This window comes from Lagierella massiliensis (assembly GCF_001407835.1).
In the GTDB taxonomy this organism is placed as follows: Bacteria; Bacillota; Clostridia; order Tissierellales; family Peptoniphilaceae; genus Mediannikoviicoccus; species Mediannikoviicoccus massiliensis.
Map to the genome: position 1 here is coordinate 200,858 of NZ_CYUO01000005.1, position 19,581 is coordinate 220,438.

Annotated in this window: 17 protein-coding genes; 12 read left to right on the forward strand and 5 right to left on the reverse strand. The window is 31.8% G+C overall.

The features are described from left to right. The first annotated feature begins 73 nt into the window (after nucleotides 1-73). The 3 genes from BN2746_RS04605 (at nucleotide 74) to BN2746_RS04615 (ending at nucleotide 3,923) form a co-directional block, all read left to right on the forward strand. The gene (locus BN2746_RS04605) at nucleotides 74-466 is read left to right on the forward strand and encodes an acyl-CoA thioesterase (protein WP_055078667.1); all 393 of its coding nucleotides are present in this window, start codon (nucleotides 74-76) and stop codon (nucleotides 464-466) included. Next, nucleotides 450-2,246: an ABC transporter ATP-binding protein gene (locus BN2746_RS04610; RefSeq protein WP_055078668.1), complete on the forward strand. Its 1,797-nt coding sequence runs from the start codon at nucleotides 450-452 to the stop codon at nucleotides 2,244-2,246. Before BN2746_RS04605 ends, BN2746_RS04610 begins: the two co-directional genes overlap by 17 nt. A 321-nt stretch (nucleotides 2,247-2,567) precedes the next feature. Next, complete coding sequence (locus BN2746_RS04615; RefSeq protein WP_055078669.1) at nucleotides 2,568-3,923, forward strand: sodium-dependent transporter; 1,356 nt, start codon at nucleotides 2,568-2,570, stop codon at nucleotides 3,921-3,923. 37 nt (nucleotides 3,924-3,960) lie between these two features. Here the strand turns inward: BN2746_RS04615 and BN2746_RS04620 are convergent, their stop codons facing one another. Continuing rightward, nucleotides 3,961-4,824 (reverse strand): DMT family transporter, encoded by an 864-nt coding sequence (locus BN2746_RS04620; RefSeq protein WP_055078670.1) that lies wholly within the window; start codon nucleotides 4,822-4,824, stop codon nucleotides 3,961-3,963. Between the two features lie 5 nt (nucleotides 4,825-4,829). After that, nucleotides 4,830-5,099, reverse strand: a complete 270-nt coding sequence (locus BN2746_RS04625) for a DUF1294 domain-containing protein (protein ID WP_055078671.1) — start codon at nucleotides 5,097-5,099, stop codon at nucleotides 4,830-4,832. Nucleotides 5,100-5,166: 67 nt separating this feature from the next. Here BN2746_RS04625 and BN2746_RS04630 point away from each other — a divergent pair, with 67 nt between their 5' ends. The 7 genes from BN2746_RS04630 (at nucleotide 5,167) to BN2746_RS08930 (ending at nucleotide 12,617) form a co-directional block, all read left to right on the forward strand. Continuing rightward, on the forward strand, nucleotides 5,167-5,721 hold the full coding sequence (locus tag BN2746_RS04630; RefSeq protein ID WP_055078672.1) for a DNA-3-methyladenine glycosylase I: 555 nt from the start codon (nucleotides 5,167-5,169) through the stop codon (nucleotides 5,719-5,721). After that, nucleotides 5,718-6,479: a glycerophosphodiester phosphodiesterase family protein gene (locus BN2746_RS04635; RefSeq protein WP_055078673.1), complete on the forward strand. Its 762-nt coding sequence runs from the start codon at nucleotides 5,718-5,720 to the stop codon at nucleotides 6,477-6,479. Before BN2746_RS04630 ends, BN2746_RS04635 begins: the two co-directional genes overlap by 4 nt. Beyond that, nucleotides 6,479-8,143: a DEAD/DEAH box helicase gene (locus BN2746_RS04640; RefSeq protein ID WP_055079410.1), complete on the forward strand. Its 1,665-nt coding sequence runs from the start codon at nucleotides 6,479-6,481 to the stop codon at nucleotides 8,141-8,143. The genes BN2746_RS04635 and BN2746_RS04640 overlap by 1 nt, the downstream gene beginning before the upstream one ends. Nucleotides 8,144-8,152: 9 nt before the next feature. Next, nucleotides 8,153-8,854 carry a pseudouridine synthase gene (locus BN2746_RS04645; RefSeq protein WP_231718323.1) on the forward strand — a complete coding sequence of 234 codons (702 nt, stop codon included), beginning with the start codon at nucleotides 8,153-8,155 and terminating at the stop codon, nucleotides 8,852-8,854. Between the two features lie 110 nt (nucleotides 8,855-8,964). Beyond that, entirely contained in the window at nucleotides 8,965-10,419 is a 1,455-nt protein-coding gene (gene hemZ, locus BN2746_RS04650; protein ID WP_055078674.1) for a coproporphyrinogen dehydrogenase HemZ, read from the forward strand. Then, nucleotides 10,373-10,798 (forward strand): hypothetical protein, encoded by a 426-nt coding sequence (locus BN2746_RS04655; protein ID WP_055078675.1) that lies wholly within the window; start codon nucleotides 10,373-10,375, stop codon nucleotides 10,796-10,798. Before hemZ ends, BN2746_RS04655 begins: the two co-directional genes overlap by 47 nt. Before the next feature lie 250 nt (nucleotides 10,799-11,048). Further along, nucleotides 11,049-12,617 carry a cell wall-binding repeat-containing protein gene (locus BN2746_RS08930; RefSeq protein ID WP_082420206.1) on the forward strand — a complete coding sequence of 523 codons (1,569 nt, stop codon included), beginning with the start codon at nucleotides 11,049-11,051 and terminating at the stop codon, nucleotides 12,615-12,617. Nucleotides 12,618-12,729: 112 nt separating this feature from the next. Here the strand turns inward: BN2746_RS08930 and BN2746_RS04665 are convergent, their stop codons facing one another. From BN2746_RS04665 to mnmH, 3 genes are all read right to left on the reverse strand, one after another. Further along, on the reverse strand, nucleotides 12,730-13,155 hold the full coding sequence (locus tag BN2746_RS04665) for a flavodoxin (RefSeq protein WP_055078676.1): 426 nt from the start codon (nucleotides 13,153-13,155) through the stop codon (nucleotides 12,730-12,732). Then, on the reverse strand, nucleotides 13,085-13,720 hold the full coding sequence (locus tag BN2746_RS04670) for a DUF3793 family protein (RefSeq protein ID WP_055078677.1): 636 nt from the start codon (nucleotides 13,718-13,720) through the stop codon (nucleotides 13,085-13,087). Before BN2746_RS04670 ends, BN2746_RS04665 begins: the two co-directional genes overlap by 71 nt. 117 nt (nucleotides 13,721-13,837) lie before the next feature. After that, complete coding sequence (gene mnmH / locus BN2746_RS04675; RefSeq protein WP_077064929.1) at nucleotides 13,838-14,860, reverse strand: tRNA 2-selenouridine(34) synthase MnmH; 1,023 nt, start codon at nucleotides 14,858-14,860, stop codon at nucleotides 13,838-13,840. Between the two features lie 68 nt (nucleotides 14,861-14,928). Here mnmH and BN2746_RS04680 point away from each other — a divergent pair, with 68 nt between their 5' ends. After that, nucleotides 14,929-15,630 (forward strand): ABC transporter ATP-binding protein, encoded by a 702-nt coding sequence (locus BN2746_RS04680; protein WP_055078679.1) that lies wholly within the window; start codon nucleotides 14,929-14,931, stop codon nucleotides 15,628-15,630. Between the two features lies 1 nt (nucleotide 15,631). After that, nucleotides 15,632-19,327: an FtsX-like permease family protein gene (locus tag BN2746_RS04685; protein WP_055078680.1), complete on the forward strand. Its 3,696-nt coding sequence runs from the start codon at nucleotides 15,632-15,634 to the stop codon at nucleotides 19,325-19,327. The last annotated feature ends 254 nt before the right edge of the window (nucleotides 19,328-19,581 follow it).

A 19,581-nucleotide genomic window follows, 5' to 3' on the forward strand; every position in this document is an offset into this window, starting at 1 on the left:
GCCCCTCTTTTTTTACGTTCATTCACCTTTGATATTAATTATTAAAAATGATATGATTATTTGTGGTGATTTTATGGCTTATAGCGAAACTTATGAAATTGAAATAACAAAAGATATGTTAAATTATTATGACTTTCTCCACGGAGGAGAAGGTTTTAAAATTATGGATCAAACTGCAGGCTATGTATCTAAACATCATATTGATGGAGAAACTGTAACCGTAGCTTGTAAAGAAGTGGTCTTTAAAAATTCTGCTTACCTTGGCGAACATATCACTTCAACTGGAACGGTTTTAAAAATAGGAAACAGTTCCATAACTGTAGAAGTTAAAAATATAATAAAAGAGAGAAATGTTTTGTCAAGTACAGGTATTTTTACAATGGTAAGTGTTGACGATAATTTTAGACCGAAAAAGATAGACAAGGATAAATTAAAAATAGGAGGTTATATTGAAAAAGAAAAATAATAAATTTCATTCAAATAGAGAATTGATAAATATTTTTGCTCCATATTTCAAACCTTATAAGAGTGTACTATTTTTTGACTTATTTTGCGCATCAATGACAACGGTTAGTGAAATAGTACTTCCTCTTATACTTAGAAATATGACTAATATGGGGCTTGAAGACAGGGCTTCCCTAACCATGGGAATGTTACTAAAATTAGGATTTTTGTTTTTAGTTATTAAAACCATCGAAGTCTTTGCTGGCTACTATATGCAAAGAACTGGACATATTATGGGTGCAAGAATAGAAACTGATATGAGAAAAGATCTTTTTGATCATCTTCACAAGCTGTCTGATTCATATTTTAATGATGCAAAAATTGGACAGATAATGGCGAGAATTACAAATGACCTTTTCGATGTTACAGAGTTTGCACATCACTGCCCAGAGGAGTATTTTATAGCTACGATAAAGATTATAATTTCATTTATTATTTTAGTAAGGATAAATATTCCACTTACAATTGTAATCTTTATGATGATTCCAATAATGATATTTGCTACAACTACTTTTAGAAAGAGGATGAGAAGGGCATTTAAAGCTCAAAGAAATCATATTGGGGAGATAAATTCACAAGTTGAAGACAGTTTACTTGGTGTTAAAGTCGTAAAATCATTTACAAATGAAGAGGAAGAAACAAGAAAATTTGACAAGGGTAATAGAGAATTTTTACAAATCAAGAAGGAATCTTACAAGCAGATGGCAGGGTTTAATGCGGTTACAAGAGTCTTTGAAGGTTTAATGTATTTAACTGTGCTTATTCTTGGAGGCTATTTAATGATGAAGGGTTCAATTGATCCTGGAGATCTTGTAGCTTATGTTCTATTTGTAACAACTTTATTAACAACAGTAAGGAGAATTATAGAGTTTACTGAACAATTCCAAAGGGGAATGACGGGAATTGAAAGATTTTCAGAACTTATGCAAACTGATATTGAAATATTTGATGAGGAAGGTGCTGTTGAACTTACAGAAGTGAAGGGGGATATAGTTTTAGATGATGTTTCATTTAAATATCATGATAACGATGAATATATTTTAAAAGACTTGAATATGACCGTAGAACATCATTCAAACGTTGCTTTAGTAGGACCTTCGGGAGGAGGAAAGACTACTATATGTAATCTTATTCCAAGGTTCTATGATGTAACAGATGGAAAGATAACCCTCGATGGACAAAATATAAAGGATTTTACTTTAAAGAGTTTAAGACAACACATAGGAATGGTACAACAGGATGTATATTTGTTTTCAGGAACTGTGTTTGACAATATTGAATATGGATCTCCTGGATCCTCAAGAGAATCTGTTATGGAAGCTGCGAAACTTGCAGGAGCTTACGACTTTATAATGGAACTTCCAGAGGGATTTGATACCTATGTTGGAGAGAGGGGAGTTAAACTTTCTGGAGGGCAAAAGCAGAGAATTTCGATTGCGAGAGTATTTTTAAAAAATCCTCCAATCTTGATACTTGATGAGGCGACCTCTGCACTTGATAATAAGAGTGAAAAGATTATACAGGACTCTTTAGAAAAGTTGTCTAAGGGAAGAACTACTTTAACAATTGCCCATAGACTTACAACAGTTCAAAATGCAGATAAAATTATTGTGCTTACTGAAGAGGGAATAGTTGAACAGGGAAGTCACAAGGAGCTTATGGAAAAGAGAGGATACTATTACAATCTCTATACACAGGGTGGAAAATCCCTCGATACTATGGACTTAGATAATTTCAAATAGAAAAAATAAAGACTGACCTAAGGGTATATAAGGGTCAGTTTTTTTATTTGATTAAAAAATTTACAAAATGAATATTTAACGAATAAACGATTAAATCATGCATATAAAATAGACATTTAATAACGGCTGATATTGAATTTTTAATGATATCCTAAATTGGCGACGGTGAATAAAATACGAATTATTAGGGATTATTAAAAAACGTGTAACTAAAGCATAGGATAAATATTAATTAAAATAAGAAAAATTACTTTAAAAGACTTGCAATTTAATAAAAAATAGTTTAAAATTATTCGTAATTAATTATTGGAGGAGAGGGTTATGAAAAAAAGACAAGGTTTTAGTTCATCCATAGGGATGGTAATGGCGACCGCCGGCTCGGCGGTTGGAGTTGGAAATATTTGGAGATTTCCATATATACTTGGAGAATATGGAGGAGCGGCGTTTTTAATTGTATATCTTTTAATGGTAATGCTTATAGGAATTCCACTAATGGTCACTGAGATGGCAATAGGAAGAAGAGGTGGAGAGGACGCTTCAAAGAGTTTTAAAAAGATTGCTCCTAATACAAAATGGTATTTGTCAGGGCTTCTTGGAATAGCGGCTGCATTTATAATACTTGGTTACTATAATGTTGTTGCAGGTTGGACATTAAAATATATTGTAAATGCAGCAACAGATGTATTTAATAGTTCGATTACTCCAGACAAGACAACTGCATTATTTCAAAATTTTGTTTCAGCAGGTCTTGAACCTATAGTTTACACTTTTATATTTATGGGATTAACAATGTTTATAGTTTATAATGGAATTGAAAAGGGAATAGAAAAGGCATCAAAGATATTACTTCCAATACTTGCAATTATTTTAGTTGTACTTGCTATAAGATCTTTAATGCTTCCTGGAGCATCAGAGGGATTAAAATTTCTTTTTAAACCAAATTTCAGTTCGTTTTTTGAAAAGAAAGATTCTATTCTCGTTGCAATGGGACATGCTTTTTATTCTTTGAGCTTAGGCATGGGTATTATTATAACTTTTGGTTCCTATACACCTAAAGAAGAAAATCTTGGTAAGGTAGCTATAAAGATTTCGGTAATGGATACTATAATAGCAGTACTTGCAGGAGTTGTAATATTTCCAGCAGTATTTTCATTTGGACTTGAGCCATCTCAAGGGCCTGGACTTGTATTCATATCTCTTCCAAATGTATTTGGGGGAATGTATGGAGGAAGAATATTTGGAACACTTTTCTTTATATTGCTTTCCTTTGCAGCCCTTACATCAACAATTTCACTGCTTGAGGTTGTAGTATCTTATCTGATAGATAGTAAGGGTTTAAAGAGATCTTCAGCAACCCTTATATCAGGAGGATTAATATGTATAATCTGCGTATTTTCAAGTTTATCAATGGGAAGTCATTTGGAAAACTTTACAATATTTGGAAAAACTGTTTTTGATTTCCTTGACTATATAACAGCAAACATATTCCTTCTTGTAGCAGCCTTTATGGAAGTTTTATTCATAGGATGGTTTTATAAAAAGGGAGAATTTATGGAAGAGATTACTGAATTTGGTATAGACAAATCTAATCTAACAAATTTTGTTTACTTTTCAGTAAGGTATGTAATTCCAGTGATGATTGTTGTACTATTTATTGTAAATAACGGGCTTATTTAAGTAATAAAAAAACTCGAAGACTTGTGCTTCGAGTTTTTTATCGTCTTCTTTGATTTGACTTTGCATATTGCAAATAGGAAGAAGTAAAAATTATTACAATTCCAATTAACGAAAATATATTTATAATCTCTTTGAAAAATATAAAGCCAAGTAGGGAGGTAAACACAACTGTAAAGTAGTTAAAGATGCTAACTTCAGATGCCTGTCCGACTCTATAGGATAGAGTTATAAATATTTGTCCAAGACCTGCGAACACTCCTATTCCGATTAATAGTATGAACTCCTTAGTAGTTGGCATAACGAAAGAATTTGCCATTAGAGGAATTGATACTAAAAAAGAGAACAGGGAAAAATAAAATATAATTGTATTTGGCTTTTCAAGTTTGTTTAAGTGAGCAAGAACTGTATATGCTCCACCTGCAAATGCTGCAGAGAGAAGACCTATTACTGCAGGAGCAAAGTCCATATCAAAGGAAGGCCTTACGACAAAAAGTGTTCCAATAAAACAAAGAATTAAATTTAAGAGCATTCCCTTCGTCATCTTTTCTTTTAAAAATAATACGGCAAAAATAGTTACAAATATTGGTGATGATTTTTGTAGTATTGTCGCATCTGCAGAATCCAAATGATTTATTGCATAGAAATATGTTACCATTCCCAAATATCCTAAAGCGGAACGTGCTATCAATTTAAATTGATTTTCTTTTTTTCCAAGTAGCGGGTCACCGTTTTTTATACATAGGAATCCACATAAAAAAAGTGTCACTAAATTTCTGAAAAAAACTTGTTCAAATAGAGGAATGTTTCCACCTGTGAATTTTACAAAAATTTGCATCAGGGCAAACCATACACAGGATAATATCATGTATATTATTCCCTTTCTTCTATTTTCTATTTCCAAATTTATTACCTCCTGTCAATGAAATAAAATAGTGCTGCATAAATTAAAATTGAAAATATGATTACAGCTTTAAAATAAAGTTTCTTTGTTTTATGATGAAAGTGTTTCATTCCAAAGGCACTTCCTACAAAACCTCCTAATAGGGATAGCGAAAGTAGGTAGGCTTCGCTAAGTCTATATTTGTCTTTTACTGCACGCCTCTTGTCTATACCATATGATAGATAGGCTATTATATTGATTATAATTAAGTAAGCATAAATAAATTTGTTAGTCATAAATTTCTCCTTAGTACCATTAAGTGTTATTATAGCAGATAGGTAAGTATATGCAATGAGGTGAGTTATGGAGAGTAAAGTTTGTCCATGGGCTTTAAAGTCTAAAGAGCTTAGAAAATATCATGATGAAGAGTGGGGAAAGATTTCGAAAGATGACAACTATCTTTTTGAAATGCTCATATTGGAATCTGCTCAAGCTGGACTTAACTGGGATACAATTTTGAAAAAGAGGGATGGATACAGGAGATTATATAAAGGATTTAATCCTTTGAAAGTGGCGGAATTTGATGAAATAGAGTACAATAGATTGGTTAACGACAAAGCCATAATTAGGAATAAAAGAAAGATTTTATCCTCAATAGAAAATGCTAAAGCCTTTTTAAAAGTACAGGAAGAGTTTGGAAGCTTTTATAATTATATTTGGAAATTTACAGATGGAAAGCAGATTGTAAATGATTTCGAAAGGCAGGAGGATATGCCTTCTGAGAGTAAGCTTTCAAAGCAGATTTCAAAGGACATGAAGAGTAGAGGATTTTCATTTGTTGGCCCTACAATAATATATTCCTACTTACAGGCGATAGGTGTTATAAATGATCATATTAAAGGATGTGTTTCAAAATGAGTTTGGTTTTTGCTCATAGAGGAAGTCGTGGAAACGCTCCAGAGAATACCCTTGCTTCCTTTGCTGAAGCCGTAAGAGTTGGCAGTGACGGTATAGAACTTGATGTAAGGCAGACTTTGGATAAAGAAATTGTGGTTATTCACGATGCAACAATTGATAGAACTACTACAGGAGAAGGTTTTGTAGACAAACTTACCCTACAAGAGATTCAAAGCTTTGATGCGGGAGTATATTTTTCTGATAAATTTAAAGGAGAAGTCGTACCAACATTAAATCAGGTTATTATGCTTCTTAATAAATTAAATTTCGCAGGAGTTCTAAATATCGAGATTAAAACCGAAAAGTTTTTCCATAGAGGTCTTGAAGAAAGAGTTGCGAAGATAGTAAATGAAAGAGATTTGCCATTTAAAATAATCTATTCATCATTTAATAAAAAAAGTCTAAAATTGATTAAAAAGTACGACCAAAGCAATAGGAGATATCTTTTGTTAAAAGATATACCTAAAAACAAAAAGATGATTTTAAAAGCACAGAGAAATAGATTATATAGTGGCATTCATTCAAGTCTTGGAAAGAGTATAAGAGATTTAAAATTTTTACAGAATTTACAGAAGACAACAAGACTTTGGACGATTAACAAGGAAAAAGATATGATATATTGCTTTAAACAAAATCTTGATATTATTACTGACTATCCAGAAAGTGCTATAAAACTGAGAAGAGAATTGAATGAAAAAGGAGAATTAAATATTATATGATGGAATTAAATGATATGAAACTGTCACAAGAGATAATGAAGGCGGTTTCTGATATGGGTTTTGAGGAGTTTACCCCAATACAAAAAAATTCTATACCACTGCTATTAGAAGGTCGGGATGTTATAGGACAGGCACAAACAGGTACAGGAAAGACGGCGGCATTTGGGATACCAATTATTGAAAAGGTAAATTCTAAGTCAAGTAAAGTTCAAGCCCTTGTACTTTGTCCCACTCGTGAATTATGCATACAGGTTTCTGAGGAGATATCAAATCTTTCAAAATATATGAAAAATATAAGGGTTATGCCAATTTATGGTGGCCAACCAATAGAACGTCAACTTCGTGGTCTTAAACAGGGAGTTCAAATAGTTATAGGTACACCAGGTCGTGTTATGGATCATATGAGAAGAGGGTCACTAAAACTTGATAATTTAAATTTCTTTGTCCTTGATGAAGCAGACGAGATGTTTGATATGGGATTTAGACAAGATATAGAATTAATTCTACAAGATGTGCCAGAAGAGAGACAATCTCTGTTTTTCTCTGCTACAATGGCAAAGGAAATAATGGATTTTGCTAAAAAGTATCAATATAATCCTGAAGTTGTAAAGGTTGTAAATAAGGAACTCACCGTTCCTAAGGTAAAGCAGGTCTATGTGGAACTTAGAAATGATATTAAAACTGAGATTCTTTCAAGGATTTTAGATATTAAAAATCCAAGACTTACAGTTGTTTTTTGTAACACCAAGAAAAAAGTTGACGAACTTACTTCAGAACTTCAATCGAGAGGTTACTTTGCAGACGGCCTTCATGGTGATTTAAAACAAAATCAAAGAGACACTGTAATGGATAAATTTAGAAATAACACCATCGATATCTTGGTTGCAACAGACGTTGCTGCAAGGGGAATTGATGTAGATGATGTGGATATGGTAGTAAATTACGATATGCCACAGGACAATGAATACTATGTTCACAGAATTGGAAGAACTGCAAGAGCTGGACGTACAGGCACTGCAGTGTCCTTTGTAACTTCAAGAGAATATGGAAATTTAAAGCAAATTGAAAAGTATACAAAAACCAAGATAGAAAAGATATCCATACCAACCATTAAAGATATGGAAAAAAATAGAACTTCCATTCTTTTGAATAAAATCAGAACTATACTTGATGATAATAATTTTGAAAAAGAGATGAAATTTCTATCCTTACTTGAAGAGGAAGACTATTCTACTAAGCATATTGCAGCTGCAATTTTAAAGATGTTTTTGAATGAGCAAAAGTCATCGAAATATAAAGAGATAGATTCCGTTGATAACAATAAGAGAGCAAGATTTGGAAATAAGAGGGACAGAAATAAAAATACTGGAAGAGACAGAAACAATAGACAAAGGGACAAGAGAACTCAAAGAAGTGGTGGACCAAATAGCACGAGAGTTTTCATAAGCGCTGGAAAGAAAACAGGAGTTTCACAAAAACATATACTTGCAGCACTATGTAACGAAGGAAAAATTCGTGGAAAAGATGTTGGACAAATAGATATTTTTGATGACTTTTCCTTTGCAAATATAGATTCAAAAGTTGCGACAAAAGCAGTTAAAAATTTAAATAATAAGCATATAAAGGGTAAGAGAGTTTCAGTTGAAATAGCAAAAGAAAAATAGTGGTGAGACATGAAGATTAGAGTCGACAAACTTATAGCAAATATGGGTTTTGCTACAAGATCAGAAATAAAAAAAGCATCTAAAAAGGGAGCTGTTTTAGTAAATGACGAAGTTGAAAAAAATTCTGGAAGAATTGTAGACACTGATACAGACAGGGTTTCATACTTTGGAGAGCTGATAGAATATAGAGAATTTATCTACCTACTCATGAATAAACCAAAAGGTGTAATTTCTGCCACAGAAGATTTTTTTGATAAGACGGTTATAGACTTATTACTTGAGGAACACGCTATATTTAATCCCTTTCCAGTTGGAAGACTGGATAAAGATACAACTGGACTTTTGTTAATAACAAACGACGGAGAATTAAATCACAGGTTGACATCTCCTAAAAAAGAAGTGCCTAAGACTTACAAAGTAAGTTTAGCTCATGATATAGAAGAAGAAAATTATAATTTAACCTTTGAAAAGGGAATTAAATTGATGCCAGAAAATATTATAACTAAGCCAGCCACCATGGAAGTTATAGATAGTAGACATTGCTACCTTACTATAAAAGAAGGAAAGTACCATCAAGTAAAGAGGATGTTTGAAAAAGTAGGAAACAAAGTTATGGAACTCGAAAGGGTAAGTTTTGGAAATTTAAAACTTCCAGATGATTTGAGTCAGGGCGAATATATTGAAATAAGAAAAGAAGATATTGTAAATTGATAAAGAGAGCGAAGACGCTCTCTTTTTTTGCACGTTGTCAACACAATTTTGATTTAAAATACAAATCCATTTGCACATGCTTTTGGTATAATTAAGAAAAGGCGGTAAGTATGAAAATAAAATTAAATAACGAAAAATATAGACTTGAAATATACGAAACCCTTAGTATCTTTATGGCAACGGAAGATATAGAGATAACATTTGATGATACAGATAAAGGAATTGTTGTAGATACAAAAGGGGACATTTCAGTATCATATATAGAAGATGGGAAAATAAAATATAGTTTAGTCAAGAGCGATGAAGAGATAAACTTAGATAAGTATTTTACTTATAAAATGGCTGTAAAGTATACTATTATAGAATTTTTCAAAAAATTTTTTCATAAGGAGGCACCTTGGGGTGTTTTAACAGGCATAAGACCTGTTAAAGTTGTAAGAAATCTTATGGAAGAAAAAAGTGAAATAGAAACCATGGAATATTTAGAAAAAAGTTTACTAATTAATGAAGAGAACGCAAGGCTGTTGATGGATGTCTCTAAGATTCAAGAGGATATAATAAGCCATATAAAAAAAGATTCCTATAGTGTCTATGTGAATATTCCATTTTGTACAGGTAGATGTTCCTATTGTTCCTATTCTACGCTGATTCTTGAAAAGAACGGAGATAAGGTAAAGCCATATATAGAAGCTTTAATAAAGGAAATGAAAATTTTAAAAAAGTCTTTCGGTGATAATCCTTCTACTATATATATTGGAGGCGGAACTCCAACTTCATTAAAAGCTGAAGATTTAAGTAAACTTTTAACCGAAATGGGAAAAATTTTTGACCTTGAGTCCTTAGAGGAATTTACAGTTGAAGCGGGAAGAGAGGATTCCCTAACTAAAGAAAAATTAAAGATTTTAAAAGACAGTCATGTTAAAAGACTGTCCCTTAATCCTCAAAGCTTTAAAGAAGAAACTTTGGAAAAAATTGGAAGAAAGCAAGACAATAATAATTTAGTAAAGATGTATTATCTTGCAAGAGAAATGGATTTTTCGTGTATCAATATGGATTTAATCATTGGACTACCTGATGAAAACTTAAATGATTTCAATAATACTTTGGGTGTAATAAAAAAATTAAATCCAGACAATTTAACTGTTCATACCTTGGCGATTAAAAAGGGGTCAAAGATTATGCAGGAAAAATCTATGAAAAAAGATTACTCTGAAGCGGAGAAGATGATGTGCCGTGCTTTGGAATTTTCAAAAGGGGAAGGATATTTTCCGTATTATCTATATAGACAAAAGAGGATTTTAGGTAATCTTGAAAATATAGGTTTTGCAAAAACTAATAAAATATGTAAATACAACATCTATATGATGGAAGAAGTACAAAATGTACTTGGTGTTGGAATGGGCTCATCTTCTAAATTTTTAAAGGAGAATGGACTTATAGAGAATCATAGAAACTATTTGAATATGCGAGATTATTTAAATAAACTTGATGAAATTATAGTAGAAAAGGAGAAGTTAATTGAAAAAGGAAGCAGAAGTAAAAAAGATAATAAAATATCCGATTGAGCAAGTGTATGATATTTTTACGAATAGAGAGGACTACTCTTGGAGAAACGAAATTTCCGATTTCAAAAAGACTGGTGAAAATAGCTTTGAAGAGACTAATCACAATGATTTAACAACAAGTTATAAAGTAATTGAGAAGAGACCTTTAGAGTATTTTAAAATCGAAATGGACAATAAAATAATTGATGGATTTTTTGATATAAAGTTTAGAAAAATAGATGATAACTCTACAGAAGTTACACTTCATCAAGTTAACAACTATAAAAACTTTTTTTCATATATTGCTAATTCTATTTTCTTAAAACTTGATAAAGTGCTAAATCTCTACATTTATCAGGTAGAAAGAGAGTTAAAACAAAGAAATATTACAGAAATGTAATAAAAGTCTTAATAATTTTGTAATAAATTTGTAACCCTTTTGTAACCTTTAAAAAATCAACAAAAAGGTTACAAAAAGTGTTACGTTTTAGTAATAATTATGTGAAAATCATAGGGAAAACAGCTAAAAATGCTAATATTTCACCTTTCTTTGATGCTTTTTATTGACACTAAAATCTCCTTGGGCTAAAATATCCACGTAATGAAAAAAGGTTACAAAAAAGTTACAAGATATTTAAGGAGTGTTTTATTTGAAAATAAAAAATAAAATTGCTGGTGGGTTATTGGCTTTAGCAGTTACTATAAGCCCTATGACAACAACATTGGCAAATCAAAATTTAGATTTAATAAGTGTAAATTCAAAAGAACTGTCGGAAACTTCTGAAATGATTACTAACTCAATTCAAGGATTAGAAAATGTATATATTTTAAATTCTGAAAATTTAGTAGATGGTATTTCTGGAGGAGTTCTTGTAGGGGAAAATAATGGAACAATTGTACTTTTAGAAAATGGAAAACTTTCTGAAAAGTCAATGAACATAGTTAAGAGTGCTAAAAATGTTTATGCAATAGGTGGAGATAAGACTATTCCTGAAGAAGTTGTTAAAGGCTTGGAAAACTACAAAGGTAGAATTTCAGGATTTTCAAGATTTGATACCGCTGCGGAGCTTGCAAAGAAACTTGACAGCCACAGAAATATAATCATAGCTGATGGAGAAGCTTTAGCAGACTCTCTTTCTGCAACAGCATTTGCAGTTAAGAACGATATGAATATACTTCTTACAAATGGAGAAAATGTTCCAGAAGCTACAGAAAAGTACTTAAAGGAAAATAATGTTTCAGAAATTTATTTTGTCGGTGGAGAAACTTATCTTACAAGAAAAGCTAAAGAAAGAGTTTATGAAATAGCTGGCAAAGATAAAACAAGAATTGATGATAATACAATTTATGGAAAAGATAGATATGAAACATCACTTGCTCTAATGAAGAGATTTGGAGAATTTAACAGCGTGGTTATAGCAAATGGTAATAACTATGCCGATGCAATTCTTGCTACAGTAATTGGATCAAAACAACAATCTCCAATGTTGCTTGTTAACAACAGCGAAGTTCTTGATGGAGTTAAGAACCTTGGTGTTAATAAGATATATTCAGTTTCAACAAATAACATTTCAAATAATTATTTTAAGAACTTTGTGGAAAAAGTTCTTAACGAAACAGGAGTTGAAATGCCTATAAAAGACTTAGAAGGAAATGTTATTGATAAGATTGAAAAAGAAGTTGCAAGAACTGGTTGGGTTTCTCAAAACTTAAATGTAAGAACAAGCCCAAGCACAGATTCAAAAGTAGTTGGAACATTAGCTAAAGGAGAAAAAATCTCAGGCTATGTTCAAGGAGACTGGTTAAGAATTTCTTATAATAATGCAACTGCTTATGTTTCAAATAAATTCATCTCAGATAAAGAAGTTAAAAAAGATGAACCTAAAGAAGTTGAAGTTGCAGAGTTAAGTGACGGAGATAATAATTTTAGTTACAGCAAGGTAATGACAGTTAAGGCAACTGCATACTCAATGCACGAACCAGGACTTAATTGGCAAACAGCTTCAGGAATTGACCTTAGACAAAACCCAAGAGTTATTGCAGTAGATACAAGAGTTATTCCTCTTGGAACAAGAGTTTATGTAGAAGGATATGGATATGCAATTGCCGGAGATACTGGTGGAGCAATAAAAGGAAATAAAATTGACCTTCATATGAATTCCGTTGCAGAATGTTACCAATGGGGAGTAAGAACAGTAAAACTTTATATTTTAAACTAATAGAGTCGGAGACATAGTTCTCCGATTTTTTATTTTAAATTAATAGCAATATTAACACAAAAAGAACCCGAAGGTTCTTTTGTTAGATTTGGGTAAGATATTATTAATTTTTTTATTCAGCTAACGCTTTTCCAAGTTCTTTACATTTTTCAATTGATTTAGCATCTGGGTCATCATAAGCTGGAAGAGGTGGAAAAACTAATTTTGCACCCTTATCATTTACTCTATTTTCCCAGTTTACCATCCACTCGCCACTGTTCCACTCATAGGAACCAAATATGGCAATTTCTTTTCCTGATATTTTTTCTTCGCAAGATGAAAACATTGGCTCAAAGCTTTCTTCTTCAAGCACTTCATCTCCCATTGCTGGACAACCGAAGGCAATCCTATCGAATTCATCCATTTTTTGGGCGCTAAAGTCATCACAGAAAAATAAACTTACATCTGCTCCATTTTCTTTTGCTGATTCAACTATGGCATTTGCCATTTTTTCTGTATTGCCCGTTCCCGACCAATACACTACCGCTATTTTCTTCATAAGTACCTCCATTATATTTTTTTATAATGTCCATTGTCTTATAGCCCTTATTATACATAGCTATAAAACAAGTTTTGCAATTACAATAAGATTCAAAAATTTTTTTCGAAGACTTTGCATCGCCATACACTTTCCAAAGTCCCGTCACAATAAAATTATTTCCCTTATTGTTAATAAATCCTTCGACATCACATAGGGGGTAGTCTAAAAATATCCCAATTTCATGTGGAAATTCATCTTCAGTAGAAAGCCTTTCTTTAAGTACTTCAAGTAGACCGTCTTTATGAAAATCAGAATAGCCGAAGGTATGTAAAAATGCTCTAATTTTCGGACAATTCATCTTTTGTTCTAAAAGTTTTTCGTTGTAGACATAGATTAAAAAATTTTCTTTTCGCTTTCGCACTATCTCAATTTGAATATCTATCGAGCGCAGTTTTAAATTCAAATCTTTTATTTCACTGTTTACTACAAATTCTTTTTTTATACTAAACAGGTTTCCAAGTTTTATTCCTGCAAGGGTAGGAGCGCAACATTGAATTAAGAGTTTTTGAAAAATTTTTTTCACCACCTTATATAATAATAATCATTATCACTAAAATTATAATATCGATTTTTATTGTATATGTCAAGTGTTTAAACTAAATTTTATATGATAACAAAAAAGGGGATTAGCCCCTTATTGTTATATGTTTTTGCTTTCATAAATACTTATAAGTTCTTCTACGGATTTTTCTTCATCAGTATTTAAAATGGAAAAATTAGCATCTCTTTTTTTATATTTTTTATCATAGTAGTTTTCGCAAAGCTCTTTTGCAACAACCTCTAAATCTCCATTTAATATTTTTTGTTGAAATTTTTCAATATTATCTTTTGAAATATAACCGTCAAGAAGATTTAATGAATCTATGAGTTCATTTTGTAAAGTGGTGTTTCCATAATCTTTAACCAAGTTTGAAACCCTATGTTCAAATGGTGAGTCAACTCTTATGCAGTAGGATTTTTTCATATTTTGTATTAGTGATTTTGGAAGGTATAGGCTTCCCACTTTTGAGGATTCGCCTTCTATAAAAATAATTTTGTCTTTATATTTTAAAAATTCCTCAAGTAAAAGAGATTCAAACATCTTTTGTGAAGGCTGAGGTTGTAGTCCAACGTGACCAAGGTTAGATCCTCTATGTTTAGCAAGATCTTCTAAGTCTATAACTGGATAGCCTCTATTTTTTAGCATATGCAATATTTTTGTTTTTCCACATCCTGTATTTCCTGAAAGGACAATTAAAGTTACCTCTTCGCAAATTTTATTTAAATTATCTCTAACATATTTTCTGTATCCCTTGTATCCATTTTCGAGCCTATACACTTTGATGTCTATTGCATTTAAAAGCCCCACGAGGGATTTTGATCTGTAGCCACCCCTTTGACAATAGAGTACAAGATTTTTATATTGATGTTCATATTTTAGTATTTTTTCGACAAGATATGATAACCTCTTTGATACATATGAGACTGCTTGTGCCTTTGCAATTTCTTTTGAGTGATTGACATAGGTTTTTCCGACTACCTTTCTCTCTTCATCATTTAATAGATATAGATTTATAGAACCTGGTATATGTTCACAACTATATTCAATTGGAGAACGAAGGTCTATATAAACTTTGTTTTCAAGCTCTCTGCTGTCTTCATAACTAATATTCCAATTCGTAATACCACCTCCTCATGTGGTAAAATATAATTATAAAACTTTATAAGGAAAATGTACAGACAGGTGATAATATGAGTTATGTTGAAATGATAGATAATGTTAAGACCTACACAATAGGAACTAATAAAATACATGCGAATAATAAGATAACTTTCTCCATAGAAAAGGGAGAATTTGCAATTATTGTAGGGCCTTCTGGGGCAGGAAAGTCAACGGTACTTAATATCCTTGGAGGAATGGATACGAATGATTCTGGACAAATAATAATAGATGGAAAAGATATTTCAAAATATAATCAGACTGAACTTACTCAGTATAGGAGAGATGATGTGGGTTTTGTTTTTCAATTTTATAATCTTATTCCAAATTTGACAACGAAGGAAAATGTTGAACTGGCATCTCAAATTGTATCTGATGCAGAGGAAGCGGTTGAAGTTTTAAAACAGGTTGGACTGGAACATAGAATGGATAACTTCCCTGCACAACTTTCCGGTGGAGAGCAACAGAGGGTTGCAATAGCAAGGGCCCTTGCTAAAAAGCCAAAGCTTTTATTATGTGATGAACCTACAGGTGCCCTTGATTATAAAACTGGAAAATCAGTATTAAAACTCTTACAGAACACCTGTATTGAAACTGGAACAACAGTTATTTTAATTACCCATAATCAAGCTATAACTCCAATTGCAGACAGGGTTATAGAGATTAACGATGCAAAGGTTAGAGATATTATCATAAATGAAAATCCAAAATCCATAGACGAAATAGAGTGGTAGTATGAAAGCGATAAATAAAGATATATTAAAAGAGGTTAAGGAGTCTAAGGGACGTTTTTTATCGATTTTAATTATGGTTACAATTGGAGTTTTAGTATTTGTAGGACTAAAAGTTACAGGGCCCATAATGATAGGGCGAGGTGATAAATTTTTAGATGACTCTAATGCTGCTGATATAGTTGTAAAGTCAAGCCTTGAAATGGACAAAGAGGACTTGGATATCATCACAGGATATAAAAACACCAAAGACTATGAGAAGGTCTTTCAAAAGGACTTCTATAATGGCAAAAAAGTTATAAAGATTTCTTCTTTAAATGAAAAAATATCAAAGCCAATCTTAGTTGAAGGAAATCTTCCAACAAAAGATGATGAGATTTTATTAAATGTAAACTCAAAGGAAAAATATAAGATTGGAGATATTATAAATTTAAAAAAAGAAGATAGAAATCCCTATGGCTTTGAGGATGAGGAAGATAAAGAATATGCCTTAAAGAATTATAAATATAAAGTCTGTGGATTTGCCAAGAGTCCAAAGTATGTTGATACTGTAGACTTAGGATCAACAGACCTTGGTGTAGGAACCGTTGAAGAAGTTGGTTTTATTCTAAAAAGTAATTTCACAGGCGATAAATTTGCATCTGTAGATATAATTTTAAAAGATGTTCCTGAGAGAAGTTTTGAAAGTGAAAGTTATAGTAACCTTTTAAAAGAATCACGTTCTGACATTGAAAATCTTCTTATAGGAAGAAGAACAGAAATTTATGAAAATCAGAGATCTGAAATAACGGACAAGATTCAAGATGGAGAAAAAGAGATACAAGAAGCAAGGGACAAGATTAAAGAAGGCAGAGATAAATTAAATGATGCTTCAAATAAGGTTAGAGATGGCTATGAAACATATGAAAAGCAAAAGGATAAATACGAAAATGCCTTGGTTGAAAATAAAAAACAACTTGATGATGCAAAGGCAAAATTAAATAGTGAAAAGCCTAAGCTTACAAAGGGAAAAAAAGAGATTGAAGACGCTAAAAAGAAACTTGACAAAGCAAAGGAAGAAATAGATAAAGGAAAGGCAGAACTTGATAAGGCAAAGGCTGAATACGATTCAAATGTAAAAAAGGTTGAAAATGGCTTTAGTGAAATAGACAACAAAGAAAATGAAATAAAAAATGGTATTTCACAAATAGATAGTGCAATTTTACAAATTGAGGAAGGGAAAAATAAACTTCCACAGTTACAGTCACAGCTTGACCAAGCAAGACAGGCTAAGTCAGAACTTGAAGCGGGAATTAACAGTTTAAAAGCGGGGATAGCACAAGTATCTCAAGGTATAGCTGATATAGACACTCAGATAAAAGCACTTGAGGGAAATCTTGATCCACAAAACCCAGATGAAGCAGTTAAGGCGCAGATAGAAGCTCTTAAGCAACAAAAGGAGAAATTGATTTTTCAAAAAAATGACTTGGAGTCACAACTACCACCTCTTGAAGCAAAACTTACCCAAGTTAATCAAGGAATTTCACAACTTGAATCTGCCATTTCAATGATTAATGGGGGACAGGCAAAAATTGAGGAATTAAAGTCTAAAAAGTCACAGGCTTTAGCTGGGCTTGAACAATTAAAACAGGAGAGAACAAAACTTCAATCTGCAAAGGACTCCCTTTCTAAGGGAAAGAGGACTTTGGAAGAGAAAGAGGCGGAGTTTCAAAAGGGATTAAAGGAATACGAAGACAATTTAACTAAATGGGAAAAAGAAAAAAAGAAATTTGATGATGGAGAAGCCAAATTCAAATCATCAGAAAAAATTTTGAATGACAACCTGGCTCTTTATGAAAAAGGAAAAGCTGAAGGACAGGCACAACTTGACGAGGCTTTAAAAAAATTACAGTCTTCAGAAAAAGAGATTAGGGACAACGAAAAAGAGTTGGATGACAAGGAGAAAGAGGCAGAAGAAGAAATTGCAAAGGCACAGACTAAACTTGATGATGCAAGAAGATTTTTAAAAATACTTCTGGAACCACAGTTTAGTGTAGTGAGTAGAGATAGCGATGCTATTCTTTACAACTTCTTTGACGAAGCCAGCCGTCTTGAAATAATAAGTAATGTATTTCCGGTGTTCTTCTTCTTTATTGCAATTTTGGTTTCACTTACTACAATGACCAGGATGGTTGAAGAACAGAGAATTCAAATTGGGACTTTAAAGGCACTGGGATATAGCAATATAAGCATAATAAAAAAATATTTTATTTACGGTGGAATTGCATCTATTGTAGGGTCCATACTCGGCGTTATTTTAGGGCATAAGTTAATATCACCAATTATATTTTCTGCCTATGCGTCACACTATGTCTTTGAAAGTGGAAACATTCCATACAACTTAAAATATTCAATTCTTTCAATTGCAATAGGTGTACTATGTACCACATTTGCTGGAGTAATCGTAACAACAAACTCACTTAGAGAGAATGCTGCGTCACTTCTTAGACCAAAACCTCCAAAGTCAGGGGTGAGAATTCTTCTTGAAAGATTCGGATTCATTTGGAAGAGACTTTCATTCATGCAAAAGGTTACAATGAGAAATCTTTTCCGTTATAAGAGGAGAATGCTTATGACGGTAATAGGAATATCTGGTTGTACTGGGCTTATATTTATGGGATTTGGTATAAGAGATTCACTGTCTTCAGTTCTTGAAAAACAATATAGTGAAATATATAAGTATGATACAATTGCAGTTTACAACGAAGACTTGAGTCCAAATGCCTTTAAAGAATACAAAGAACTATTAAAAGACACTAAGAAGATAAAAAATTCAAAGTCAATATATATTGATAACCTTGCTTGTGAATCAAAAAAGGGACCAGATCAACAGATAACCCTAATAGTCCCAGAAAACACAACGGACTTAAAGGATTTTATAAAGCTTAGAAATAGAAAGACCAAAAACACTGTAAATTTAAAAAAAGATTCTGTTGTAATAAACGAAAAGCTTGCAAAGCTATACGATATAAACATTGGCGACCAAATAGATGTGAAGACTGAAAAGAATAAACATTACAAGCTAAAGATTGGAGGAATATCTGAGCTTTATGCAGGTCACAATATGTATATGCCAAGGGATTATTATGAAAAGATCTTTGGAGAAAATTATGAAACCAATGCGGATTTAATAATACTTCAAAAAGATAAGGACGGTAATACAAATGACCTATTAAGGCAAATCAGCGACAACAAATCCGTTGTATCAATAATAAATATTGAAAAGCACTCCGATATTTTTGATGCCCTGATAGGTTCTCTCGATATGGTAGTGTTCGTTATTATAACCTTCGCCTGCATACTTGCATTTGTAGTGTTATATAACTTAACCAATATAAATGTGTCAGAAAGACTGAGAGAACTTTCTACAATAAAAGTTTTAGGCTTCTATGACAAGGAGGTAACTGCATATATCTACAGAGAAACACTGCTTCTAACGATACTGGGGATTTTGCTTGGATATTTTATAGGCTACTTGATGCACCTAATCATAATAGAAAGGCTTATTCCAGACAGTGCAATGTTAGATCCACAGCTTAGAGTGTCAAACTTTTTACTTTCAGGGATAATAACATTGATATTTGCAGTAATAGTAATGTTTGTAATCCATAATAAACTTAAAAAGGTCGATATGGTAGAAGCTTTAAAGGCAATAGAATAGTTAGAAAAGTTTTTATAATACTTTTGGTTTAAAACTTATAGCTGTTCTATTAGGTTTAAATAAAGTTAAATTTATTTACATTGAAGGACGAGAGATAGGAAATTTTTGAATGTTACTATCTTTTGTCCTTTTAAAAATAAATTTTGAATCTATGAGAAGATATTTTTTAAATTCTTTTAAAAATTATTTTTTCTTGATTCTTCTTCATGGCTATGATATACTAAAGTAAATAAATATTGATGTTGAAAAGAAGT